Source organism: Amycolatopsis sp. NPDC005003 (genome assembly GCF_053600695.1).
In genome coordinates this window covers 14,307-37,292 of record NZ_JBSGAI010000020.1, presented here as the reverse complement: position 1 = coordinate 37,292, position 22,986 = coordinate 14,307, and the positions used below count along the sequence as shown (strand labels likewise).

Sequence of the window (22,986 nt, the reverse complement as noted above, 5' to 3'; positions counted from 1 at the left end):
AGACCCCTGGATCGGTGGTTCCGCCCGGCCGAAGCGAAGGACGACGGGGAGCACAGCATGGCCACAGCCAGTGAGACCACCGCCAAGCTGGCGGTGCTCATCGACGCGGACAACGCCCGGCCGGGGATCACCGAGGCGCTGCTGGCCGAGGTCGCCAAGTACGGCACCGCGCACGTGAAGCGCGCATACGGCGACTGGACCGGGACGAGCCTGAAAGGCTGGAAAGATCAGCTGCTGGCCCAGTCGATCCAGCCGATCCAGCAGTTCGCGTACACCACCGGCAAGAACGCCACCGACGCGGCGATGGTCATCGACGCGATGGACCTGCTGTATTCCGACCGCTTCGACGGGTTCTGCATCGTCTCCAGCGATTCCGACTTCACCCGGCTGGCGGCGCGGCTGCGCGAATCGGGCCTGACCGTCTACGGCTTCGGCGAACGCAAGACGCCCAAGCCGTTCGTCGCCGCGTGCGACAAGTTCATCTACGTCGAGAACCTCGGCTACCCCGGCGGCGTGGCCGAGCCGGCCGACTCGGCACCCGCGGAGAGGCCGTCCGCTCGCGCCGCGCAACTCACGAGCGACATCGCGCTGATGGCTCTGCTGCGGAACGCCGTCGAAGCCGCTTCCGACGACGATGGCTGGGCGTCGCTGTCCGCCATCGGCAACATCGTCACGAAGCAACGTCCGGACTTCGACTCCCGCACCTACGGTTACGCCAAACTCAGCGACCTGATCGCCGCGACCGCGCTGTTCGAGATGAACCGCCGCAGCCCGGGTGAGAACAAGCCGCCGGTCATCTTCGTGCGCGACCGGCGGCGGCAGGCCGGACCCGGATGACGCCGATCCCATCCTGTTCCCACGGCCAGCGCGTCCGGAGGCGCCAATGATAGGAATGCCCGGTGACCGAACCGAACCTGATCGAAGCCGCCGCGGCCGAGGCCGTCACGCTGACCAGTGAGCTCATCCGCATCGACACGACCAACACCGGCGATCCCGACACGCTGGTCGGCGAGCGGGCGGCGGCGGAGTACGTGGCGGAGAAGCTGACCGACGCCGGCTACGAGATCACCTACGTCGAGTCGGGCGGGAAGGACCGGCACAACGTCATCGTGCGGCTCGCAGGCGCCGATCGCGAGCGGGGTGCCCTGCTCATCCACGGTCACCTCGACGCCGTGCCCGCCGACGCGTCCGAGTGGTCGGTGCACCCCTTCTCCGGGGCGATCCAGGACGACTACGTCTGGGGCCGGGGCGCGGTCGACATGAAGGACATGTGCGCGATGGCGCTCGCGCTGGCCCGGCACTACAAGATCAACAACGTCGTGCCGCCGCGTGACCTGGTCTTCGCCTTCCTGGCCGACGAAGAGGCCGGCGGCAAGTACGGCGCCCAGTGGCTGGTCGAGAACCGCCCGGAGCTGTTCGAGGGCGTCACCGAGGCGATCAGCGAGGTCGGGGGCTTCTCCATCACCCTCAAGGACGACGTCCGCGCCTACCTCATCGAGACGGCGGAAAAAGGCATCCGCTGGATGAAGCTGCGCGTGCGCGGCACCGCCGGCCACGGCTCGATGATCCACCGCGACAACGCGGTCACGAAGCTGGCCGAGGCCGTGGCGAAGCTCGGCAACCACCGGTTCCCGCTGGTGCTCACCGACTCGGTGAAGGAGTTCCTCGCCGGCGTCACCGAGCTCACCGGCTGGGACTTCCCGGAGGACGACCTGGAGGGCTCGGTCGCCAAGCTGGGCAACATCTCCCGGATGATCGGCGCGACCCTGCGCGACACGGCCAACCCGACCATGCTCACCGCCGGGTACAAGTCGAACGTCATCCCGTCGGTCGCCGAGGCCGCGGTGGACTGCCGGATCCTGCCGGGCCGCCTGGAGGCCTTCGACCGCGAGCTCGACGAGCTGCTCGGCCCGGACATCGAGAAGGAGTGGATGGAGCTCCCCCCGGTCGAGACCACCTTCGACGGCGCGCTCGTGGACGCCATGAGCGCCGCGGTCCTGGCCGAGGACCCGGGCGCGAAGACGCTGCCGTACATGCTGTCCGGCGGCACCGACGCCAAGTCGTTCCAGGAGCTGGGCATCCGCAACTTCGGCTTCGCGCCGCTCAAGCTGCCCGCGGACCTCGACTTCTCGGCGCTGTTCCACGGCGTCGACGAGCGGGTCCCGGTCGAGGCGCTGAAGTTCGGCACCCGCGTGCTGGACCGGTTCCTGCGCACCAGCTGATGACCGGGTTCGCGCTCGCCGACGGCACGCTCCTGCAGGTCATCCGCAGGGGCGACCCGGCCGCGCCGGTGACCGTGGTGTTCGTCCACGGCTACGCGCTCGACCAGCGCAGCTGGGGCCTCATCGCGCCGCTGGTGCCCGACGCCGCCGACGGGCCGGTGGCCGTGCTGACCTACGACCAGCGCGGCCACGGCGGCTCGGGCCGGGCGCGCCGCGGAACGGCGTCCATGGCCCAGCTCGGCGACGACCTCGCCGAGCTGCTGGCGCGCGAGGTGCCCGAGGGCCGGGTGGTGCTGGTGGGTCACGACATGGGCGGCCTGGCCGTCATGTCGCTGTCGCAACGGCATCCGGAGCTGTTCGCCGCCCGCGTTTCGGGCTTGGTGCTGCTGGCCACGTCCTCGGGCACCCTCGCCGCCGAGGTGTCCGCGACCTGGCCGAACGCGCTCGGGAAACTGGCCCGCGACCTCGAAGCGGTGCTCGGCTCGAAGCTCTTCGGCGTGGTGCGGGAGCACACCAGCCGGGCGGTCAGCGCGGGCCTGCGCTGGTGGCTGTTCGGCGACGACCCGGACCCGGAGCTGGTCGAACTGACCGTGAAGATGGTCCGCGGCAACTGGCCCCACACCGTGTCCCTGTTCCGCCCGGCCATGGACGCCTACGCGCGTGAAGCGGCGTTGGCCCAGGTGGCGGACCTGCCGGTGACGGCGATCGTGGGGGAGCGGGACCGGATCGTCCGGGCGTCCGATGTGGAGCAGTGGGTGCGCGGCCTCGGCGACGGCACCGCCGTGGTGCTGCCGGGGGTCGGGCACGTCGTGCCGCTGGAGGCCGCGGCCCAGGTGCTGCCGCGGGTGGTCGCCCTGGTCAACGCCAGTCTCCGCCGCTGAGCTCAGCGGGTTCCGGCGGCGAGGAACATCGGCACGGCGACGAACAGCCGGTCTTCGCGGGCGCGCGTGGCCTGCTCTTCGAGCCAGGCGCCGTCGCCGCCGAGGTTGGCCAGCACCGGCAAGGCCGCCGCGTCGGTCCAGACCACCGTGTGGACCTCGACCGTGACGTCGGTGAACCCGTTGTCCAGCAGGAGGTTGCGGTACCGCCGGGCGATCCGCGGGTGGGGCATCCCGTCCGCGCGCGTGTGGACGATCGACCGGGTGCGGGCGGGGTCGTCGGAGTCGATGACGATCGTGTCCCAGTCCTGGCCGGTGAGCACCGCGCGGCCGCCCGGGGCCAGGACGCGGCGAGCCTCGGCGACGGCGAGCGCGGGCTCGGGCAGGACGTGCAGCACCTTGTCGGCGCGGTAGCCGGTGACCGAGCCGTCGTCCAGGGCAGGGCGGTGGCGTCGGCGACGTGGAACTCGCCGTCGGGCCAGCGCTCGGCGGCGACCTCGACCATGGCGGGATCGGCGTCGACGCCGATGGCGCGCACCCCGCGCGCGGCCAGTTCGCCGACGGCCCGCCCGCTGCCGCAGCCGACGTCGACCACGGTGTCGCCGAGGGCCCGGTAGGTACGTTCCCGCAGTTCGACGGCTTGCGGACGGTCGTCGAGGGCGTCGAGGAGAGGAAGCAACGTGGACATGGCGCCCATCCTGCGACTTAATGCCGACATGAAGTCAATCGGCGAAGTGGCGGCCCGGTTCGGGTTGCCGGCCCACGTGCTGCGGTACTGGGAGGCGGAAGGGCTGCTGACGCCCGCTCGCGACGGTGCCCGGCGCCGCTACACCGACGACGACCTGCGCCGGGTGGCCGCGATCCTGGTCGCCAAAGAAGCCGGGTTCGAGCTCGCGGACATCCGGTCGATACTGGCCGGCCGGATGTCCGCGGCGGGCCGGGCGGCGATGGCGGCCCGGCAGCGGGACCGGCTGCGGGCCCGGATCGCCCGCGCGCAGGCCGCGCTGGAGCTCCTGGAGGGCGACTGCCCGCACGACGACCTCATGACGTGCCCGCACTTCCGGGGACTGCTGGACCGACAGCTCGAACGTTCTTGACAACTTCTCTGTTCGGCCACATGCTGGGCGCATGTTTCCCGTGGCGGTGATCGAAGACGCGGCGGCGGCCGAGGTGTCGCTGGACCCGGTCCGAGCCCGGCTGCTGGCCGAACTGGCCGAGCCGGCCTCGGCGACCATGCTCGCCGCGCGCGTCGGCCTGCCCCGCCAGAAGGTGAACTACCACCTGCGGGCACTGGAGAGCCACGGCCTGGTCGAGCTGGTCGAGGAACGCCGCAAGGGCAACGTCACCGAGCGGATGATGCGGGCGACGGCGGCGTCGTACGTCATCTCGCCGACGGCGCTGGCCGCGGTGCAGCCGGACCCGGCCCGCTCGCCGGACCGGCTCTCGGCGCGCTGGCTGCTCGCCGTGGCCGGACGGCTCGTCCGCGACGTCGGCCTGCTGATCACCGGCGCGGCCAAAGCCAAGCAGCGCCTGGCGACCTTCGCGCTCGACGGCGAGGTGCGGTTCGCCTCCGCCGCCGACCGGGCCGCGTTCGCCGAAGAGCTCACCGCCGCCGTCACCACGCTGGTGGGGAAGTACCACGACGAGACGGCCGAGAAGGGCCGTTCGTACCGGGTGGTCGTCGCCGTGCACCCGAGCGTCCCGGAGGAGTCCTGAAGTGGGGTACGAGTTCGAACTGACCGACGTCGCCGAGGTCGGGGCGACACCGGAGCAGGTGTGGGAGGCGATCGCGACCGGGCCGGGGATCGACTCGTGGTTCATGGGCCGCAACGAGGTCGAGGGCGGCACCGGCGGCACGATCCGCGGCGCCTTCGGCGGGTACCGGCCCGAATTCCGGATCCGCGAGTGGGACCCGGCGGAGAAGCTCGCCTACGGCAGCGGCACGGCACCGGACGGACGCCGGATCGCCTACGAGTTCCTCATCGAGGGCCGCGACGGCGGCAGCACGGTGATCCGGTGCGTCACCAGCGGTTTCCTCCCGGGCGACGACTGGGAGGACGAGTTCGAGGCGATGACCACGGGCGGCGAGCTGTTCTTCCGCACCCTGGTCGAGTACGTGACGCACTACCCGGGCCGGACCGCGACCCCGGTGACCGCCTTCGGCCCGCCGGTCGCGGACTGGGACGGAGCCTGGACGCGGCTGGGCGCCGAGCTGGGCCTGCCGGCGCGCCCGGCCGAAGGTGACCGCGTCCGGCTCGGCGGGGGAGGCGTGGTCTACGCCGTGAACGACCAGACGGTGGGCATCCGGACGCCGGAGGCGATGTTCCGGTTCGTGCGCGGCTTCCAGGGCGCGATGGTCGCCTGCCACCACCTGTTCACCCCGGGTGCCGACGCGGACGTCGAGGAAAAGACCTGGGGCGACTGGCTGAACCGCGTGCTCGGCTAGGTCGGCAGGGCGCCGGGAAGGCTCTGCGCCGTCTTCTTGCGGCGCAGCCACACCCGGCGCGTGCCGTCGGCGTAGAGCCGCACGGTGCGCAGTTCCCAGCCCGCGAACTCCGCGTGGATGGAGAGCTGGATCGCCGCCGCACGCCGGGACACGCCCGGGGGGAGGTGCAGGCGGCGATACTCCCAATCCCCTTCGACCACCGCCTCGCTGACCGCTGTCATGGCTGGATCACCTGGGTCCCTTCTCCGGCGGCCGAGCCGACGATCACCCGGCCGCTCTTCTCGTCCACCCCCACCGAATCCGGCTGGCGCACGGTGGGGAACCGGTACTTCTCGACAGGCTCGCCGCCGCGGACGTCGAACCCGACCACTTCGTTGCGCTCGGTGAGCGTCACCCACGCCAGGCTGCGCGTGGGGTCGTAGGCGATCCCGTACGCGCCGCCGGGCACCGGGTAGCGCTGGCGCAGGATCAGCGGGCCCGCGGAGAACGCCAGCAGCGCCCCCGCCCGCGCGTCGGTCACCAGCACGCGGCCGTAGGAGTCCGCCACGGCGTTCGCGGCGCCGTCCCCCGCCCGCAGGCCTTCATTGACTTTCCCGGCGGCGACGTCGACCGAGAACACGGCGGTCCGCAGCCGGTCCAGCACCACCACGCCGTCGCCGGTGTCGACGACGTCGTCGGCGCTGTAGAGCTGCCCGCCGATCGTCCGCGCCGGCCCGGCCGCGGGCAGCACCTCGATGTCCTTGCCCGTCCCCATCGCGACCAGCCGATCGGCCCCGTAGGCGATGCTCGACGCCGGCTGCCCGCCGGTCTTCGTCTCGGTCAGCTTCCGGTCCGGCAACGTCAGCTGCTGCACCACACCCTGCTCGGGCTCGGCGATCTCGATCCGCCCCGGCGCCACCGTCAGCTTCGACACCTTGCCGTATAACGGCATATTCACCGGGGATGACGCCAAGGCGTTCAGGTCGTACAGCTGCAACGACGGAGGAGAAGAAACAGCAACGACGAGGGTCGAGGTCTTCGCGTCGACGGCGACGGCCGACACCGAGCCGGTGCCGAGCACCTGACCGGCGGGTTTCACGGTCACGGCGGGGGAGACGGCCGGGCGCGCGGCGGTCGGGTTCGCCACGATCTGCAGGTCGTCGGAGGTGGACTTGGCCGACGAGCAGCCCGAGAGCACCAGGGCACCGGCGAGCGGGAGCGCGATCCACGACACGGCGGCGAGCCGATGCACGTTGCGGCCTCCAGGCGTTCCTCGGCGGTTGGTCTTCACCAGCATGCTCCTTGATCCCCGCGCCGTCACGTGCGTGTCACCGAACAGACACCTGGCGCTCACCGCGGCCAGCGTTCGGGGTAGCCGACCTCGATCGCGCTGACGTCGTCGAGCGCGGACCGGATGGCGGGCGGGAGGGTGATGTCCTCCGCCGTCAGCGAGCCGGTGAGCTGGCCGGTGTCCCGCGCGCCGACGACCGGGGCGACGACGCCGGGCCGGTCGCGGACCCAGGCCAGCGCGACGGCGAGCGGGGACGTGCCGAGCCCGTCGGCGGCGGTGGCGACCGCCTGCACGATCCGGGCCGCCCGGTCGGTGCGGTGGTGCTCGACGTACCCGGCGTAGGCGCTGTTCGCGCCGCGCGAGTCGGCGGGGGTGCCGGTGCGGTACTTGCCGGTCAGCACGCCGCGGCCGAGCGGGGCCCAGGGCAGCAGCCCGATGCCGTGGTGCGCGGCGGCGGGCACGACCTCGCGGTCCACCCCGCGTTCCAGCAGGGAGTACTCGACCTGGGTGGAGACGATCGGCGCGAGCGCCGAGGCACCCGCGGCGGCCGTGGCCAGCTGCCAGCCCGCGTAGTTGGAGACGCCGACGTAGCGGACCTTCCCGCTGGTGACGGCGTACTCGAGGGCGGCGAGCGTCTCGGCGAGCGGCACGTGCTCGTCCCAGGCGTGCAGCTGCCACAGGTCGATGTGGTCGGTGCCGAGCCGCTTGAGGGAGCCGTCGAGCGCGGTGAGCAGCGCGCCGCGCGAGGCGCCGCCGCCGAACGGGCCGTCGGTCCGCTTGGCGACGGCTTTCGTCGCGAGGACGACGTCTTCTCGGGGCACGAGGTCGCCGAGCAGGGAGCCGAGCACCCGCTCGCTCTCGCCCTCGCCGTAGATGTCGGCCGTGTCCACCAGGGTGCCGCCGGCGTCGACGAAGGCGACCAGCTGGCTGGCGGCCTCTTCCGCGTCGGTGTCGCCACCCCAGGTCATGGTGCCGAGCGCCATACGGGAGACGCGCAGTCCCGAGCGGCCGAGCAGTCGCTTTTCCACGACCGCCGAGCCTAGTGGGCTGCCCCGTCCGGAGGAGACCAAGGTGAGTCGTGTCGCGATCATGGCCCCCGTTAGGGTCTGGCCCCGTGCGACTCGGACTGAATCTCGGCTACTGGGGAGCGGGGAACGACCCCGCGAACCTGGCCCTGGCGAAACAAGCGGAGGACCTGGGTTTCGCGGTCGTGTGGGCCGCGGAGGCCTACGGGTCGGACGCGGTGACCGTGCTCACCTGGATCGCGGCGCAGACCTCCCGGATCGACGTCGGTGCCGCCGTGCTGCAGATCCCGGCGCGCACCCCGGCGATGACGGCGATGACCGCCGCGACCCTCGACACGCTGTCGGGCGGCCGGTTCCGGCTCGGCCTCGGCGTGTCCGGCCCGCAGGTGTCCGAGGGCTGGCACGGCGTGCGGTTCGCCTCGCCGGTGGGCCGCACGCGGGAGTACGCGCAGATCGTGCGGACGGCGTTGCGCCGCGAGCGGGTGAAGTTCGAGGGCGAGCACTTCACGCTGCCGCTGCCGGACGGCCCGGGCAAGGCGCTGCGGCTGACCGTCCGCCCGGCCCGCAGGCACCTCCCGCTGTACCTGGCGGCGATCGGCCCGAAGAACCTGGAGCTGGCCGGGGAGATCGCCGACGGCTGGCTGCCGGTGTTCTTCTCGCCGGCCCACGCGGGGGAGCAGCTGGCCCACGTCCGGGCCGGTGCCGAGCGGGCCGGCCGGGCACTGGACGGCTTCGACGTCGTCCCGTCCGTGCCGCTGGTGCCGGGCGAGGACTGGCGGACCTGCGCGGACGCCGTCCGCGGCTACGCGGCGCTCTACCTCGGGGGGATGGGAAGCAAGGAGAAGAACTTCTACAACCGGCTGGCGTGCCGGATGGGATTCGCGGCCGAGGCCGCCGAAGTGCAGGAGAAGTACCTGGCGGGCGACCGCGCGGGGGCGATGGCGGCGGTGCCGGCGGAGTTCCTCGACGCGACGTCGTTGCTGGGCCCGAAGGAACGGATCGCGGAGAAGATGACGGAATACGCCGAAGCCGGCGTGACGACCCTGTCGGTGTCGCCCTACACGGCGGAGCCGGCCGAAGCGCTGCGCACGGCCGCCGAGGCCTTGGAACTGGCGGGGGTGGCCTGACGTGGGCTGGTTCGAAGCACTCGTCCTGGGCCTGGTCCAGGGCCTGACGGAGTTCCTGCCGATCTCCTCGAGCGCGCACCTGCGGATCGTCGCGGCGCTCGCCGGCTGGGACGACCCGGGCGCGGCGTTCACCGCCGTCACCCAGATCGGCACCGAGCTGGCGGTGATCATCTACTTCGGGCCGAAGATCGGGAAGATCCTGCGGGCCTGGTTCTTCTCGCTGTACAAGGCGGAGTGGCGCCGCGACCCGGACGCCCGGCTGGGCTGGCTGATCATCGTCGGCTCGCTGCCGATCGTGGTGCTCGGGCTGCTGCTGCAGGACCAGATCGACAGCGCGTTCCGCGACCTGCGGATCACCGCGACCGTGCTCATCGTGTTCGGCCTGATCCTGCTGGTCGCCGACCGGATCGGGAAGCAGGAACGGACGCTGGACGACCTGACCGTGCCGCACGGCCTCGGCTTCGGCTTCGCGCAGGCGCTGGCCCTCATCCCGGGCGTGTCCCGCTCGGGCGGCACGACCAGCGCGGGCCTGCTGCTCGGCTACACCCGCGCGGAGGCGGCGGAGTACTCGTTCCTGCTGGCCCTGCCGGCGGTGTTCGGGTCGGGGGTGTACAAGCTCAAGGACATCGGCTCGGGCAACGTGCCCGCCCAGTGGGGGCCGACGATCCTGGCCACGCTGGTCGCCTTCGGCGTCGGGTACGCGGTGATCGCCTGGCTGATGGCCTACATCAAGAAGCGCAGCTTCGTGCCGTTCGTGGTGTACCGGCTGGTGCTGGGCGTGCTGCTGTTCGTGCTGATCTTCACCGGCGCGCTGGACCCGAACGCGGGCCCGGCCGGCCATTGAGCCGTTGATCCGCCCGCGTGGGGACCGCTTGATCGGTCCCCACGTAGGGTGGGCGTCGTGAGTACGGTCATTCTGCTCCGGCACGGCAAGTCGACGGCCAACGGTTCCGGCGTCCTGGCCGGTCGGTCCCCGAAGGTCAACCTCGACGACACCGGCCGCGCCCAGGCGGAGAAGCTCGTCGAGCGCCTCGACGGCGTTCCCCTCGCCGGGCTCGTCGTCTCGCCCATGCTGCGGTGCAAGCAGACCGTCGGCCCCCTCGCGGCGGCACGCGGTCTGGACAAGGTCGTCGAGCCCGGGCTGTCCGAAGTGGACTACGGGGACTGGACGGGCAAGGAACTCAAGCACCTGGCGAAGGAACCGCTCTGGCGGGTCGTGCAGGCGCACGCGTCGGCCGCGGTGTTCCCCGGCGGCGAAGGGCTCGCGGCGATGCAGGCCCGGTCGGTCGCCGCCGTCCGCGCCCACGACCGGCGGATCACCGCCGAGCACGGCGACCACGCCGTCTGGCTGCTGTGCAGCCACGGCGACGTGATCAAGTCCATCCTGGCCGACGCCCTCGGCCAGCACCTCGACGCCTTCCAGCGGATCGTCGTCGACCCGGCGTCGATCTCGGTCGTGCGCTACACCGAGACGCGGCCGTTCGTGATGCGGGTCAACGACCACGGCGGCGACCTGCGCGGCATCGTGCCGCCGGAACCGAAGCCGAAACGGGGCAAAAAGGCCGCCCCGAGCAGCGACGCCGTGGTGGGCGGTACCACGGGCCGGTGACCGCGGCCACCTCCGGAAAGCGCTGACATCGACCCAGGTGGACCCCGTAGGGTGACAAGACCGAGTGTCTGTCCCCGACCAGGAGCCTGCCCGATGATTTCGCCGGACAATCCGTTCGCCGCACCCAGCGAGCTGCCCTACGCCCTGCCGCCCTTCGACCGGATCTCCGACGAGCACTACCGGCCCGCCTTCGAGGCCGGGCTCGCCGAACACACGGCGGAGATCGAGCAGATCGCCGCGCAGGACGCCGAGCCGACGTTCGAGAACACCATCGTGGCCCTCGAGCGCGCCGGCGAGTTGCTGGGCCGCGTGGCGAGCGTGTTCTACAACCTGGCCAGCTCGAACAGCACCGACGAGGTCCACGCCATCCAGGCCGAGTTCGCGCCCAAGCTGGCCGCCCACCACGACGCCATCCACCTGAACCCGCAGCTGTTCGCCCGGATCGACGCCCTCCACGCCCGCCGCGGCGAGCTCGGCCTCGACGAGGAGTCGCTGCGGCTGCTGGAACGGCGGCACACCGACTTCAGCCGGGCCGGCGCCGGTCTCGGCCCGGCCGAGCAGACCCGGCTGCGTGAGCTCAACGAGCAGCTGTCCACCCTCCAGACGAAGTTCCAGCAGAACCTCCTCAAGGACACCAACGAGCTGGCCGTCGTCATCGCCGACCGCGCCGAGCTCGACGGCTTCGGTGAGGGCGCGATCGCCACCGCGGCCGAAGCGGCGGCCGCCCGTGGCGAGGACGGCAAATACGTGCTCACCCTGAGCCTGCCGACGAGCCAGGCCTCGCCGCTGGAGACCCTGCGCAACCGCGACGTCCGCGAGCGCATCCACACCGCGTCGATGGCGCGGGGCAACCGCGGCAACGCCTTCGACAACAACGGCGTCGTCGCCGAGATCGTCCGCCTGCGCGCCGAACGGGCCGTGCTGCTCGGCTACCCGAACCACGCCGCCTACGTGATCGCGGACGAGACGGCGAAGACGGCCGAGGCCGCCGCCGGGCTGCTGGAACGGCTGGCGCCCGCCGCGGTCGCGAACGCCCGCGCCGAAGCCGCCGAACTCCAGCAGCTCCTGGAAGCCGACGTGCCGGGCGCGACGCTGCGGCCCTCGGACTGGCCGTTCTACGCCGCCCAGGTCCGCCGTGAACGGTTCGAGGTCGACACCGAAGCGCTGCGCCCGTACTTCGAGGCCGACCGCGTGTACCTCGACGGCGTCTTCTTCGCCGCGACGAAGCTGTACGGCCTGACGTTCACCGAGCGGGACGATCTGCCCAAGTACCACCCGGAGGTCCGGACCTTCGAGGTCTTCGACGCCGACGGCACCCCGCTCGGCTTGTACCTGCTCGACCTGTACACCCGCGACTCCAAGCGCGGCGGCGCCTGGATGAACACGTTCGTCGACCAGTCCGAGCTGCTCGGCCGCAAGACGGTCGTGGTCAACGTGCTCAACGTGAACAAGCCGCCGGCGGGGGAGCCGACCCTGCTCACCTTCGACGAGGTCGTCACCGCCTTCCACGAGTTCGGCCACGCCCTGCACGCACTGGTTTCCGCGGTCCGCTACCCGACCTTCTCCGGCACCAACGTGCCCCGCGACTTCGTCGAATACCCGTCCCAGGTCAACGAGATGTGGATGCTGTGGCCCGAAGTACTGGCCAACTACGCGAAGCACCACGAGACGGGCGAGGCGCTGCCGCAGGAGCAGGTCGACAAGCTGCTGGCCGCCCAGCAGTACGGCGAAGGGTTCTCCACCACCGAGTACCTCGCGGCGTCCCTGCTCGACCAGGCCTGGCACGGCCTCGGCGTCGACGACAGCGTGGAGGAGGTCCAGCCGTTCGAAGCCGCGGCACTGGTGAAGGCCGGGGTGTCCGTCGCCGCGATCCCGCCGCGTTACCGCACGACGTACTTCGCGCACATCTTCAGCGGCGGCTACAGCGCCGGGTACTACTCCTACATCTGGAGCGAAGTCCTCGACGCCGACACCGTCCAGTGGTTCCGCGAAAACGGGGGACTGACCCGTGCGAACGGCGATCACTTCCGCCGCACCCTCCTGGGCAGGGGAGGGAGCATCGACCCGATGGCCGCGTTCCGCGCCTTCCGCGGCCGCGACCCGGAGATCGAGCCGCTGCTGGCCCGCCGAGGACTCGGCGGAGTCTGACTCCTCAACTGTATAACGACCTATACCGCGGGGCTGGTTTTTCAAAAACCAGCCCCGCACTGGCCGGCACAAAACAAAAAAGCTCCGACGGGGTCAGGCTCCCGAGACGATGTGATCGACGAAGCCGTAGGAGAGCGCCTCGTCGGCGTCGAACCAGCGGTCCCGGTCGGCGTCCGCGGTGATGCGCTCCACGGTCTGGCCGGTCTGGCGCGCGGTGATCTCGGCGATGCGGCGTTTCATCCGGCCGAAGACCTCGGCCTGGATGGCGATGTCGGTGGCGGCGCCGCCGATGCCGGCCGAGGGCTGGTGCATGACGATCCGGGTGTTCGGCAGCAGGTAGCGCTTGCCGGGGGTGCCGGAGGAGAGCAGGAACTGGCCCATGGAGGCGACGAAGCCGAGGCCGTAGGTGGCGACGTCCGGCTGGACGAGCTGCATGGTGTCGTAGATGGCCATGCCCGCGGTGACCGAGCCGCCGGGTGAGTTGATGTAGAAGGTGATGTCCTTCGCCGGGTCGTCGGCGGCGAGCAGGAGCAGCTGGGCCACGATCCGGTTGGCGACCTCGTCGTTGACCTCGGAGCCGAGGAAGACGATCCGGTCGCGCAGGAGCTGCTGGTAGACCGAGTCGTCGGGGGACTGGACGGGGGCCTGCATGTCGGCTGCGGCGAGAAGGGTCATGGGGCGACGGTAGGGCGCATGATCGTGTTCGGGGTGGCTGTTTCGCTGTGAGCGTGCGGTGTTCGCCGGACGCGAAAGGGGCCGCCGTCCAGTGCGGACGGCGGCCCCGGTTCGGTGGGTCGGCTCAGATGAGGCCGAGCTTCTGCACGGTGTCGCGCTCTTCGACCAGCTCGGCGACGGAGGCGTCGATGCGGGCACGGGAGAAGTCGTCGATCTCGAGGCCCTGGACGATCTTGTACTGACCGTTCTCGGCGGTGACCGGGAAGGACGAGATGAGGCCTTCGGGGACGCCGTAGGAGCCGTCGGAGGCGACGGCGGCGGAGGTCCAGTCGCCGGCCGGGGTGCCGTTGACCCAGGTGTAGACGTGGTCGATGGCGGCGGAAGCGGCCGAGGCGGCGGAGGAGAGGCCGCGGGCTTCGATGATGGCCGCGCCGCGCTTGGCGACGGTGGGGATGAAGTCGTTTTCGAGCCAGGCCTGGTCGACGGCGTCGGCGATGGGCTTGCCGCCGAATTCGGCGTGCTGGACCGAGGGGTACTGGGTGGCGGAGTGGTTGCCCCAGATGGCGACCTTCTTGAGTTCGGTCACCGGGACGCCGAGCTTCTTGGCGAGCTGGGCGAGGGCGCGGTTGTGGTCGAGGCGGGTCATCGCGGTGAAGCGGTCGGCGGGCACGTCGGGGGCGTGCGAGCGGGCGATGAGGGCGTTGGTGTTGGCGGGGTTGCCGACGACGAGGACCTTGATGTCGTCGGCGGCACCGGCGTTGATGGCTTCGCCCTGGGGCTTGAAGATGCCGCCGTTGGCCTCGAGGAGGTCGCCGCGCTCCATGCCCTTGCTGCGGGGGCGGGCGCCGACGAGGAGGGCGATGTTGGTGCCTTCGAAGGCCTGCTTGGGGTCGTCGAAGATGTCGGTGCCGGCCAGGAGCGGGAATGCGCCGTCTTCGAGCTCCATGGCGGTGCCCTCGGCCGCCTTGACCGCCTGCGGGATTTCGAGCAGCCGCAGCTTCACCGGGACGTCCTGGCCGAGGAGCTGACCGGACGCGATGCGGAAGAGCAGCGCGTAGCCGATCTGGCCGGCGGCGCCGGTGACGGTCACGTTGACGGGGGCTTGGGTCATTGCGGTTCTCCAGCTTGAGACGACTTTGGCTTGTGCCTTGGAGCCTATCCCTCCCGGGCGTCGCTGTTCGGGTGCGTCCAGTCACTCTCGCTGGATCGATCAGGTATCCGTCACGTTGGCGGTGAGGCGGGTGAGCAGGTCGGCGAGCTGGGCGATCTCGGTGTCGGTGAGGCCGCGGCGCATGCGCTGGTCGTGGGCGATGGCGGCGGTGGCGAGGCGGTGGAAGAGCTGTTCGCCGTCGTCGGTGAGTTCGACGAGGTGGACGCGGCGGTTGGCGGGGTCGCGGCGGCGGGTGACGAGGCCGGCTTCTTCCATGCCGTTGAGGTGGTGGGTGAGGGTGGCGCCTTGGATGCCGACGGCGTCGGCGAGTTCGCGCTGGTTGGCGACGGGGGTGGTTTTGAGGGAGATGAGGATCTGCCAGACGGGCTGGGAGCCGCCGGCGGCGGCGAGGGCGTGGTCGAAGGCGCGGGCCGCGGTTTTGGCGGTGCGGGCGAGGACGACGCCGATGGGGGCGGTGGCGGGTTTGGGCACGGGCGGAACCCTAGCGCAGATGCCGAGAAGTCTAAGCGTTTGACATCTAATGGTTAGACTTCTAACGTTGAGGCATCGAACGGAAGGGGAACGCGATGGGCACCGAAGAGCAGGTCCGCGAGTTCGGCCGCGGGTGGGCCGCGGCGGAGGAACGCGGCGACACGTCCACGCTGGCGGGGTTGGCGGCCGACGGGTTCCGCCTGGTCGGGCCCTTGGGGTTCGTGCTGGACCGCGACCAGTGGCTGGCGCGCTACGACGGCGGCGGGCTGGTCACCGAGAAGCTGGACTGGGCCGAGGTCGAGGTGCGCGACTTCGGCGGTGCCGCGATCGCGATCGGGGTGCACGAACAGGTCGCGACGCACCAGGGCAACCCGGTGAACGGCCGGTTCCGCGCCACGCACGTGCTGGTCCGCGACGCCGGCCGGTGGCGGCTGGCGGGGATTCACCTGAGCCCGCTCGGTGCCCCGTTCGTCCCCGGCGGTGGCGCGCGATGAGCGTCGAGCTGAACCACACGATCGTGTGTGCCACCGACCGCGAGAAGTCGGCGGAGTTCCTGGCCGGGATCCTGGGCCTGCGGACCGAGCCGGTCGCCGGGCCGTTCGTGCCCGTCCGGCTGGCGAACGGCGTGACGCTGGACTACCTGCAGGTCGACCGCGTCACGAGCCAGCACTACGCGTTCCTGGTCGGCGACGAGGACTTCGACGCCGCGATGGCGCGGATCGGGGCGGCGGGCGTGGCGTACTGGGCGGATCCGTTCCACGAACGGCCCGGTGAGGTCAACGGCCTCAACGGCGGCCGCGGGATCTACTTCGCGGACCCCGACGGCCACAGCCTCGAACTGCTGACGAGGGGGTAGTCATGCGCTTGAGCATCGGGGTCACCGACTTTTCGTGGCCGGGCGACCTGACCGGCGAGCTCGCCGCCGTCGCGGTGGCGGCCGAGGATGCGGGGCTGGACACGCTGTGGGTCGCCGACCACCTGCTGCAGGCCGATCCGCACAGTTCCCCGGACTCGGCCATGCTCGAGGCCTACACGACGCTGGGGTTCCTGGCCGGCCGGACCGCCCGGATCGGGCTGGGCACGATGGTTTCGGCGGTGTCGTTCCGGCCGCCGGCGCTGCTGGTCAAGGCCGTCACCACGCTGGACGTCCTCTCCGGCGGGCGGGCCCGGTTCGGCATCGGGGCCGGGCACCACGACGGGGAGGCGCGGGCGATGGGCCTGCCGTTCCCGCCGGTGGGCGAGCGGTTCGCGCGGGTGGAGGAGACCATCCGGCTGGCGTTGCGGATGTGGGCGGGTGACGAGTCGCCGTTCGAAGGCGAGCACTACCGGCTCGAGCGGCCGATCGGGAGTCCGCGGCCGGTGCGGCGGCCGCCGATCCTCGTCGGCGGGGCGGGTGAACGGCGGACGCTGCGGCTGGTCGCGCAGTACGCCGACGCGTGCAACGTCTTCGACGTCCCGGACGGCGGGCGGACGGTGCGGCACAAGCTCGCCGTCCTGCGGCGGCACTGCGACGAGGTGGGGCGGCCGTATGGGGAGATCGAGAAGACGATCAGCACGCGGCTGGCGCCCGGGGAGCCGGCGGAGTCATTCGCGCGGCGCTGCGCGGAGTTCGCCGAGTGGGGCATCGAGCACGCGGTGGTGATCACGGCCGGTCCGTGGCCGGTGGCGGGGGTCGCGACGCTGGGACGGGCGGCCGCGTTGATCGCCTGAACCGGACGTCACACGGGTGATCGTGGGCGGTCGCCGGGGGAGCGGGGGCGCGAAATCGTTTTCTCCGCGCATTTATTCGCGCCCTGCGGAATGGGGTTTACGAAAATTGTCGAAAGGTGAGCAATGCCGCTTGATGGGACGAGACGTGCAGTGTTGCTCCGTTCAGCGGGGTTTGCTCCCATGATCCTTCCGCTACCATGGTCCGGCCCCCGTCCCCAATTTGAATGTATTGGGAAGGATTCCGATGCTGTCTGCGGTCGTTGCTGCCGTAATGGCGCTGTCCTCTGTGGTCACTCCCCATGCGTGGAGCACCCCTCCGCCGCCCGACAAAATCGTGATCGACGTCGCGACCGTCAACGGCACCGGCTGTCCGCCCAACTCGGCCGCTGTCTCGGTGTCGCAGGACAACACGGCGTTCACGGTAACTTACAGCACTTACACGGCGCTGGTGGGTGTCGGCGCCGGTCCGCTGGACGCCCGGAAGAACTGCCAGATCGGCCTGCGGGTGCACGTGCCGCAGGGCTTCACCTACGGAATCGCGTCGGCCGACTACCGGGGATTCGCGCACCTGGAGCGCGGTGCGACCGGCCTGGAAAGAGCGAACTACTATTTCCAGGGTAATTCGCCGACGGCCTATGTCCAGCATCCGCTGACGGGTCCGTTCGAGAACGACTGGCAATTCACCGATTCCACGGAAGTCGGTGCGATCGCATTCAAGCCGTGTGGCGAGGAGCGCAATCTGAACATCAACACGGAATTGCGGGCCGCGGCCGGGACGTCGGATCCGAAGAAGACGACCAGCTACGTCACCATGGACTCGACCGACGGCAGCATCACGACCACCTACCACTTCGCGTGGCTGACCTGCCCGTGATCGGCTCCGGGTGACCGGAGGTCCAGAGGGGCGGCGCGGTGGACAACCGCGCCGCTCCGGTCCTCGTCAGGGCTTCGCCGGGGCCCGGGGATCGGTGGCTTCGAGGCCGAAGACGCGGCCGAGGGAAACGAGGGCCTCGTCGAGGTGGCTGAGGCTGGAGAGGACGGCCCGGGTTTCGGCCGCTTCGACGCGGTCGGAGACGGGCGTGCCGTCGTCGCGCACGAGCGTGCCGGGTGTGGGGCCACCCGGGGCGTCGAGCGCGGTGCGGAGCACGTCGATGTTGGCCAGCAGCCGTCCGGTGAACTGCCCGAGCCGGTCGGCGTCGGCGCCGGTGAGCTGGCCGGGCTGGGCGCGGGCGGCGACGTGCCGCGCCCGGAAGGCGATGGTTTCGAGGGTGGTGAGCACGTGCCAGCCGTAGTCGCGGCGGGCGCTGCGCAGGTTCACCGGGTGGGTCAGCGGTTCGATGGTGGCGCGGACCTGCTCGACGCTGCGGTCGAGGTCGCGGGAGAGCTCGATGATGTTGACGTTCTCCTCGCCGGCGAGCAGGCCGCGGGTGTGCTCGAGGAATTCTTCGAGGTCGTCGAGCACGGCGGCGATGTCGTCGAGCATCACCGCGCGGGTGCGGACCGGGACGATGACGACCGCGGCGAGGATGCCGGCGGCCGCGCCGACCGCGGTTTCGGCGACGCGGATCCAGAGCACGTCGAGGCTGAAGGTGCCGAGCAGGCTGTAGAGCAGGCCGAGCATGCTGGTGACGAAGAAGGCCATCACCACCTGGGAGACGCGTGCGGTGTAGACCATCCCGAAGACGCACACGAGGATGAGGGCGAGGGTGGCGGCGGTGTTGCCGCCGACCAGCAGCGCGAGCAGGACGCCGCCGACGATGCCGATCAGGGTGCCGCCGAGGCGGCGGACGCCCTTGACGAAGGTGGCGCCGGCGCTGGAGGCGCCGATGAACACGACGAACACGGTGAGCACGGCCCAGTACCAGCGCTGGTGGGAGACGAGTTCGCCGCCGAGCACGGCGAGCCCGCCGCCGACGACGGCCTGGATGGCGCTGCGGGTCCGGTTGTCGTAGGCGAACTTCGGGGCCGGCTCCGCTTCCTCCTCGTCGAGCGGGTCGGGCGTGTTCTCCGGGGCGGCGGCGCGCTGGGCGCGGTCGTCGGCCAGTGCGAGTTCGGCCAGTGCCTTGCGGACGCCGTCGCCGGGCGCGGCGTGGGAGTCGATCCGGCTGCCTTCGACGAGCATCCGGCTGTACTCGCCGGTCTGGCTGATCAGCGGCAGTTCGCGCGGGTCGCGTTCCATCAGGGCGCGGAAGCGGGCGAGCCGGGCGATGAGGTCGTCGCGGACCTCGGCGGTGAGTTCGTCGGTGCAGGTGCGCTGGACGGTGATCGCGAGCCAGCCGACGGCGAGCTCGACTTCGATGGCGCGGCGGCGCAGCCGGTCGGCGGCGCGGGCGTCGACGACGTCGGGGGCGGCGTCCTCGATGAGCAGGACGCACTCGTGGAGCCGGGACAGCGCCGAGCGCAGCTGCTTGCGGGTGCGCTCGCTGCCGTTCACCGCGAGGTAGGCCTCGGTGGCGCGGACGACGGCGCCCAGGCGGGCGCGGAAGGCCCGGCGGACGCGGAGGAACTCGGCCTCGGCGTTGTGCCGCATCAGGACGAACCGGACGACGGCGTTGGCGAGGACGCCGACGCCGAGCGCCATCAGCAGCTGCGGCACCTGCTTGACGTGGGCCTGCAGGAACATCGGGAAGAAGAACAGGAAGAAGGCGATCGAGCCGAGTGCGGTGCCACGGGCACCGAAGCGCTGGGCGTAGACGGCGACGAAGATCAGCAGGACGAACACGATGCTGTCCAGCGGCGGCATCGCCGAGCCGAGGGCGGCGACGGTGATCGACGCGGCTCCGGTGAGGAAGGCCAGGACGAGGGTGACGGCCTGGGCGCCCGGGGTGGGGTCGCTGACGGTGAACGCCGTCATCATCGCGGCGATGGCGCCGACGAGGGTGACGGTGAGCGGGACGTGCGCGGGCAGCAGTGCGAGCACGGCGAGGACGATGCCGAGCACGGCGGAGCCGGCCAGGCGCAACCGGACCAGGCCGGGATCGGCCGCCACGAGCCGGTCGAGAGCGGCGGTGCGGAGGTGGTTCATCGGGCGAGGAGCTCCCACTGGGCGAGGGTGGCGCGGCGGCCGCGGACGGCTGTGATCCGCAGCCGGTAGCGGGCGTGCGCGGCCGGGGTGGCGAGGACGAACGGGCGGGTCTGGCACCGCCAGCGGAACAGCTCGCCGTCGCGTTCGTCGAGGGTGGTCCAGTGGTCGCCGTCAGTGTCGTCAATGTCGTCAGTGTCGTTGTCGGAGCCTTCCAGCACCCACGCGCTCGGGTCGCCGCGGCGGGTGCCGGAGGTCAGCGTGTACATGGTGACTTCGCGGGGTTCGCCGGTGACGGTGAACTCGATCGACGGGGCGGCGCTGCGGAAGGTGACCTGGGTGCGGGTGGTGTCGTCGAAGAGGGCGCCGAGCTTGGTGCCGTCGGAGCTGGTCGCGGTGCCGGTCAGGTCGGTCACCGGAGCCGGCCGCTCGGCCGGGGGCGGCGGAGCGCCCCAGCCGGTGGGTTCGGTCGTCAGGTCGAAGACCAGCTCGGCGCCGCCGGCGAGGGTGGCGTGGTCGATCGACGTCGTGTCGTGCGGTTCGCCGTTGACGGTGAGGCCGCGGACGTAGACGGTCTCCTCGGTGTTGCCGGGCGCGTGGATCACCAGCTTCTTGCCTTCGCCCAGGTGGACGGTCGCCTTCTCGAACAGCGGCGAGCCGATGGCGTAGCGCGGGCTGCCGACGGCGAGCGGGTAGAAGCCCAGGGCGCTGAAGACGTACCAGGCGGACATTTCGCCGTTGTCCTCGTCGCCGGGGTAGCCCTGGCCGATGGCGCTGCCGAGGTAGAGCCGCCGCAGCACCTCCCGCACGACGGCCTGGGTCTTCGCGGGCGCGCCGGCGTGGTTGTAGACGTAGGGAATGTGGTGGGACGGCTGGTTGGAGTGGCCGTACTGGCCCATCCGGACGTCACGGGCCTCGGTCATCTCGTGGATCAGCCCGCCGTACGCGCCGGGACGCCGTCCGGTCTCCGGGGTGGCGAAGAACGTGTCCAGCTTGGCTTCGAGCGCCTCGGTGCCACCGTGGAGGGCGGCGAGACCCGGGCCGTCGTGCGGCGCGGTGAAGGCGGTGTTCCACGCGTTGGTCTCGACGAAGTCGCCGCCCCAGGCGGCCGGGTCGTAGCCGTGCGCGGCGAACTTGCGGCGGCCGTCGCGGTGGCGGCCCTGGAAGAAGCCGATCTCCGGGTCGAAGTGGTGGACGTAGTGCTTCGCGCGCTCGCGGAAGTAGGCAGCGTAGTCGGCGTACCTCCGGGCCCGCTGCCCGTCGCTTTCCCGGGAAAGCTCCGCCGCGAGGTTGGCGAGGCCGAAGTCGTTGATGCAGCCCTCCAGCGCCCAGGACAGTCCTTCGTGGACCGACGCCGGCGTGTAGTGCAGGAAGATCGACTCTTCGAGGCCCTTGCGGCCGACCGCGCGGCGCGGCGGGGTCACGGTGGCGTTCTTCAGCCCGGCGTCGAAGGCGGCCTCGACGTCGAAGCCGCGGACCCCCTTGAGGTAGGCGTCGGCGAAGGCGACGTCGGAGCTGGTGCCGGTCATCAGGTCGGCGTAGCCGGGTGAGGACCAGCGGGCGATCCAGCCGCCTTCGCGGTACTGCTGGACGAAGCCGTCGATCATCCGGCCGCAGCGTTCCGGGGTGAGCAGCGCGTAGGCGGGCCAGGTGGTGCGATAGGTGTCCCAGAAGCCGTTGTTGACGTACAGCTCGCCGTCGACGACCTTCGCGCCGGTCCGCCGCCGGGTGCTCGGCCACCACCGGCGCACGACCGGGCTGGCGTGCCGGATGCCCTGCGGCGTGTTCTCGTGGGCCCCGTTCGGGTACAGGAACAGCCGGTACAGGTTGGAGTACAGCGTGGTCCGCTGGTCCTCGGTGGCGCCTTCGACCTCGACGCGGCCGAGTTCCTCCTGCCACGACCGTCTGGCCTGGGCCGCGACCTCCTCGACCGTCGACCCGGCCGGGATCTCCAGTTCCAGGTTGCGCTTGGCCTGGGCGAGGCTGATCAGCGACGTCGCGATCCGCAGTGTCACGTCGGGGCCGTCGAACTCGAAGTAGCCCGAGACCCGCCGCCACGGCGGGAAGCGGATCTTGGCCCCGCGGGTGGCCGGGGCGTCGGTGACGCCGTAGACGAACATCCGGCGCGCCCCGGCCGAGAGCCGGCTGCGGACGCGGGTGTAACCGGTGATCACGCCGGTGTCGGCGTTGATGCGCAGGCGGCCGCGGTTGCGGACGTTGTCGAACAGCAGCCAGCCGTGCTTGTCCGGGAAGGTGAACCGCATGATCGCCGCGTGCGACGTCGGCGCGAGCTCGGCGGTCATCCCGTTGGCGAACCGGACACCGTAGTGGTGCGGCGAGTCGGTTTCGTCTTCGTGGGAGAAGGCCAGTGCGCGCTTGCGGCGGTCGCGCTCGACCGGGCCGGTGCCGGGCATGAGGTGGAAGGTGTGCCGGTCGCCCATCCACGGGCTCGGCTGGTGCGACAGCGCGAACGCCTGCAGCGCGGGACGGTTCTCCTCGTCGTTGTGCCGGTGGTAGGAGTAGAGCCAGTTGGTCACGCCCGCGTCGGTGACCGGGGTCCAGAAGTTGAACCCGTGCGGCACGGCGGTGGCCGGGAAGTTGTTGCCGCGGGAGAACTCGCCGCTGGAGTGCGTGCCGCGGGTCGTGCGGACGCAGTCGACCGGGTCGCGCGGCGGCTCGGGGCGCTCGGCGATCCGGACGTCGTCGAGCCAGCCGGTGATCTCCCCGGGCGCGTCGGTGCGCAGCACGATCCGGCTGATCCGGCGCCCGGCGAACGCCCCCAGCGGGCGGCGGACGAGGTTCCACTGGTCCACCCACAGCGTCTTGTCGTCCACCGGGGCGAACCCGGCGCAGCCGCCGTCGGCGAACTCGACGTCGAGGCTGACCCGGGTGGCGTGGTAGGCGGGGATCTCGCCGTCGGCCACCGGGAACACCACATAGGACAGCTCGGTGCGCCCGGTCACCGGGACATCGAGTTCGAACAGGACCGCGCGCGGCCGGTCGCTGTAGCGCAGCGCCTGCAGACCGGTCCAGCCGACGCCGGTCTTCGCCGTGGGGGAGCGGTCCGGACCGCCGCCGACGTGCAGGCCGGGGTCCACCGGCTGCGGGTCACCGGCTTCGAAGGACGAGAAGAACACGGCGTCGGACATGGGCTCACCGTAACCGCCGCCGAACGGCGCAGCGTGTTGAGCGCTGCTGCCGCGCCGAGGCGG

Annotated in this window: 22 protein-coding genes and 1 pseudogene; 14 read left to right on the top strand and 9 right to left on the bottom strand. The window is 71.4% G+C overall.

What is annotated here, in order from left to right; all coding sequences use genetic code 11:
- Positions 1-57: 57 nt before the first annotated feature.
- The 3 genes from ACWED2_RS23305 to ACWED2_RS23295 all read left to right on the top strand — a co-directional run bounded on the left by ACWED2_RS23305 (position 58) and on the right by ACWED2_RS23295 (position 3,103).
- Complete coding sequence (locus ACWED2_RS23305) at positions 58-837, top strand: NYN domain-containing protein (protein WP_449692595.1); 780 nt, start codon at positions 58-60, stop codon at positions 835-837.
- 62 nt (positions 838-899) lie between these two features.
- Positions 900-2,222, top strand: a complete 1,323-nt coding sequence (locus ACWED2_RS23300; RefSeq protein ID WP_449692594.1) for a M20/M25/M40 family metallo-hydrolase — start codon at positions 900-902, stop codon at positions 2,220-2,222.
- A complete protein-coding gene (locus tag ACWED2_RS23295) occupies positions 2,222-3,103 on the top strand; it encodes an alpha/beta fold hydrolase (protein WP_449692593.1) in 882 nt (293 codons plus the stop codon). Before ACWED2_RS23300 ends, ACWED2_RS23295 begins: the two co-directional genes overlap by 1 nt.
- Positions 3,104-3,105: 2 nt before the next feature.
- Here ACWED2_RS23295 and ACWED2_RS23290 read toward each other — a convergent pair.
- Positions 3,106-3,788: pseudogene (locus ACWED2_RS23290) on the bottom strand (methyltransferase domain-containing protein).
- A 28-nt stretch (positions 3,789-3,816) separates the two neighbouring features.
- On the opposite strand from ACWED2_RS23290, the gene ACWED2_RS23285 reads away from it, so the two are divergent.
- From ACWED2_RS23285 to ACWED2_RS23275, 3 genes are read left to right on the top strand one after another with little or no spacing between them, the layout of a single operon-like run.
- On the top strand, positions 3,817-4,197 hold the full coding sequence (locus tag ACWED2_RS23285; RefSeq protein WP_449692592.1) for a MerR family transcriptional regulator: 381 nt from the start codon (positions 3,817-3,819) through the stop codon (positions 4,195-4,197).
- Between the two features lie 31 nt (positions 4,198-4,228).
- Complete coding sequence (locus tag ACWED2_RS23280) at positions 4,229-4,816, top strand: ArsR/SmtB family transcription factor (RefSeq protein WP_191305997.1); 588 nt, start codon at positions 4,229-4,231, stop codon at positions 4,814-4,816.
- Between the two features lies 1 nt (position 4,817).
- Positions 4,818-5,546, top strand: coding sequence for an SRPBCC family protein (locus tag ACWED2_RS23275; RefSeq protein ID WP_449692591.1), 729 nt, complete (start codon positions 4,818-4,820; stop codon positions 5,544-5,546).
- On the opposite strand, the gene ACWED2_RS23270 is transcribed toward ACWED2_RS23275, so the two are convergent.
- The 3 genes from ACWED2_RS23270 to ACWED2_RS23260 form a co-directional block, all read right to left on the bottom strand.
- Positions 5,543-5,767, bottom strand: a complete 225-nt coding sequence (locus ACWED2_RS23270; protein ID WP_004561940.1) for a DUF5703 family protein — start codon at positions 5,765-5,767, stop codon at positions 5,543-5,545. The two genes, ACWED2_RS23275 and ACWED2_RS23270, sit on opposite strands and share 4 nt — an antisense overlap.
- On the bottom strand, positions 5,764-6,777 hold the full coding sequence (locus ACWED2_RS23265) for a YncE family protein (protein ID WP_449692702.1): 1,014 nt from the start codon (positions 6,775-6,777) through the stop codon (positions 5,764-5,766). The genes ACWED2_RS23270 and ACWED2_RS23265 overlap by 4 nt, the downstream gene beginning before the upstream one ends.
- Before the next feature lie 98 nt (positions 6,778-6,875).
- A complete protein-coding gene (locus tag ACWED2_RS23260; RefSeq protein WP_449692590.1) occupies positions 6,876-7,844 on the bottom strand; it encodes an aldo/keto reductase in 969 nt (322 codons plus the stop codon).
- A gap of 86 nt (positions 7,845-7,930) precedes the next feature.
- Here ACWED2_RS23260 and ACWED2_RS23255 point away from each other — a divergent pair, with 86 nt between their 5' ends.
- The 4 genes from ACWED2_RS23255 (at position 7,931) to ACWED2_RS23240 (ending at position 12,725) form a co-directional block, all read left to right on the top strand.
- Entirely contained in the window at positions 7,931-8,968 is a 1,038-nt protein-coding gene (locus tag ACWED2_RS23255) for an LLM class F420-dependent oxidoreductase (RefSeq protein WP_449692589.1), read from the top strand.
- Position 8,969: 1 nt separating this feature from the next.
- Entirely contained in the window at positions 8,970-9,812 is an 843-nt protein-coding gene (locus ACWED2_RS23250; protein ID WP_449692588.1) for an undecaprenyl-diphosphate phosphatase, read from the top strand.
- A 57-nt stretch (positions 9,813-9,869) separates the two neighbouring features.
- Positions 9,870-10,577, top strand: a complete 708-nt coding sequence (locus tag ACWED2_RS23245) for a histidine phosphatase family protein (RefSeq protein WP_449692587.1) — start codon at positions 9,870-9,872, stop codon at positions 10,575-10,577.
- Between the two features lie 93 nt (positions 10,578-10,670).
- Positions 10,671-12,725 (top strand): M3 family metallopeptidase, encoded by a 2,055-nt coding sequence (locus tag ACWED2_RS23240; protein ID WP_449692586.1) that lies wholly within the window; start codon positions 10,671-10,673, stop codon positions 12,723-12,725.
- A gap of 93 nt (positions 12,726-12,818) precedes the next feature.
- Here ACWED2_RS23240 and ACWED2_RS23235 read toward each other — a convergent pair whose 3' ends face one another.
- The 3 genes from ACWED2_RS23235 to ACWED2_RS23225 all read right to left on the bottom strand — a co-directional run bounded on the left by ACWED2_RS23235 (position 12,819) and on the right by ACWED2_RS23225 (position 15,042).
- Positions 12,819-13,400 carry a ClpP family protease gene (locus tag ACWED2_RS23235; RefSeq protein WP_449692585.1) on the bottom strand — a complete coding sequence of 194 codons (582 nt, stop codon included), beginning with the start codon at positions 13,398-13,400 and terminating at the stop codon, positions 12,819-12,821.
- 124 nt (positions 13,401-13,524) lie between these two features.
- Positions 13,525-14,511: a malate dehydrogenase gene (locus ACWED2_RS23230; RefSeq protein ID WP_449692584.1), complete on the bottom strand. Its 987-nt coding sequence runs from the start codon at positions 14,509-14,511 to the stop codon at positions 13,525-13,527.
- 99 nt (positions 14,512-14,610) lie between these two features.
- On the bottom strand, positions 14,611-15,042 hold the full coding sequence (locus tag ACWED2_RS23225; RefSeq protein WP_449692583.1) for a MarR family winged helix-turn-helix transcriptional regulator: 432 nt from the start codon (positions 15,040-15,042) through the stop codon (positions 14,611-14,613).
- A 95-nt stretch (positions 15,043-15,137) separates the two neighbouring features.
- On the opposite strand from ACWED2_RS23225, the gene ACWED2_RS23220 reads away from it, so the two are divergent.
- The 4 genes from ACWED2_RS23220 (at position 15,138) to ACWED2_RS23205 (ending at position 17,626) form a co-directional block, all read left to right on the top strand.
- Entirely contained in the window at positions 15,138-15,536 is a 399-nt protein-coding gene (locus ACWED2_RS23220) for a nuclear transport factor 2 family protein (protein WP_449692582.1), read from the top strand.
- The gene (locus ACWED2_RS23215) at positions 15,533-15,898 is read left to right on the top strand and encodes a VOC family protein (protein ID WP_449692581.1); all 366 of its coding nucleotides are present in this window, start codon (positions 15,533-15,535) and stop codon (positions 15,896-15,898) included. Before ACWED2_RS23220 ends, ACWED2_RS23215 begins: the two co-directional genes overlap by 4 nt.
- A gap of 2 nt (positions 15,899-15,900) precedes the next feature.
- Positions 15,901-16,752, top strand: a complete 852-nt coding sequence (locus ACWED2_RS23210; RefSeq protein ID WP_449692580.1) for a TIGR03560 family F420-dependent LLM class oxidoreductase — start codon at positions 15,901-15,903, stop codon at positions 16,750-16,752.
- Positions 16,753-16,996: 244 nt separating this feature from the next.
- Entirely contained in the window at positions 16,997-17,626 is a 630-nt protein-coding gene (locus ACWED2_RS23205; protein WP_449692579.1) for a DUF4360 domain-containing protein, read from the top strand.
- A gap of 66 nt (positions 17,627-17,692) precedes the next feature.
- Here ACWED2_RS23205 and ACWED2_RS23200 read toward each other — a convergent pair whose 3' ends face one another.
- Positions 17,693-19,777 (bottom strand): FUSC family protein, encoded by a 2,085-nt coding sequence (locus tag ACWED2_RS23200; RefSeq protein ID WP_449692578.1) that lies wholly within the window; start codon positions 19,775-19,777, stop codon positions 17,693-17,695.
- A complete protein-coding gene (locus ACWED2_RS23195) occupies positions 19,774-22,923 on the bottom strand; it encodes a GH92 family glycosyl hydrolase (RefSeq protein ID WP_449692577.1) in 3,150 nt (1,049 codons plus the stop codon). The genes ACWED2_RS23200 and ACWED2_RS23195 overlap by 4 nt, the downstream gene beginning before the upstream one ends.
- Between the last annotated feature and the right edge of the window lie 63 nt (positions 22,924-22,986).

Excerpts from the sequence above, each read along its gene's own strand:
- ACWED2_RS23305 (WP_449692595.1), top strand. The coding sequence starts at position 58 with ATGGCCACAGCCAGTGAGACCACCGCCAAGCTGGCGGTGCTCATCGAC.
- ACWED2_RS23220 (WP_449692582.1), top strand. The coding sequence starts at position 15,138 with ATGGGCACCGAAGAGCAGGTCCGCGAGTTCGGCCGCGGGTGGGCCGCG.
- ACWED2_RS23210 (WP_449692580.1), top strand. The coding sequence starts at position 15,901 with ATGCGCTTGAGCATCGGGGTCACCGACTTTTCGTGGCCGGGCGACCTG.
- ACWED2_RS23205 (WP_449692579.1), top strand. The coding sequence starts at position 16,997 with ATGCTGTCTGCGGTCGTTGCTGCCGTAATGGCGCTGTCCTCTGTGGTC.
- ACWED2_RS23270 (WP_004561940.1), bottom strand. The coding sequence starts at position 5,767 with ATGACAGCGGTCAGCGAGGCGGTGGTCGAAGGGGATTGGGAGTATCGC.
- ACWED2_RS23215 (WP_449692581.1), top strand. The coding sequence starts at position 15,533 with ATGAGCGTCGAGCTGAACCACACGATCGTGTGTGCCACCGACCGCGAG.
- ACWED2_RS23195 (WP_449692577.1), bottom strand. The coding sequence starts at position 22,923 with ATGTCCGACGCCGTGTTCTTCTCGTCCTTCGAAGCCGGTGACCCGCAG.
- ACWED2_RS23285 (WP_449692592.1), top strand. The coding sequence starts at position 3,817 with ATGAAGTCAATCGGCGAAGTGGCGGCCCGGTTCGGGTTGCCGGCCCAC.
- ACWED2_RS23280 (WP_191305997.1), top strand. The coding sequence starts at position 4,229 with ATGTTTCCCGTGGCGGTGATCGAAGACGCGGCGGCGGCCGAGGTGTCG.
- ACWED2_RS23235 (WP_449692585.1), bottom strand. The coding sequence starts at position 13,400 with ATGACCCTTCTCGCCGCAGCCGACATGCAGGCCCCCGTCCAGTCCCCC.
- ACWED2_RS23200 (WP_449692578.1), bottom strand. The coding sequence starts at position 19,777 with ATGAACCACCTCCGCACCGCCGCTCTCGACCGGCTCGTGGCGGCCGAT.
- ACWED2_RS23295 (WP_449692593.1), top strand. The coding sequence starts at position 2,222 with ATGACCGGGTTCGCGCTCGCCGACGGCACGCTCCTGCAGGTCATCCGC.
- ACWED2_RS23240 (WP_449692586.1), top strand. The coding sequence starts at position 10,671 with ATGATTTCGCCGGACAATCCGTTCGCCGCACCCAGCGAGCTGCCCTAC.
- ACWED2_RS23230 (WP_449692584.1), bottom strand. The coding sequence starts at position 14,511 with ATGACCCAAGCCCCCGTCAACGTGACCGTCACCGGCGCCGCCGGCCAG.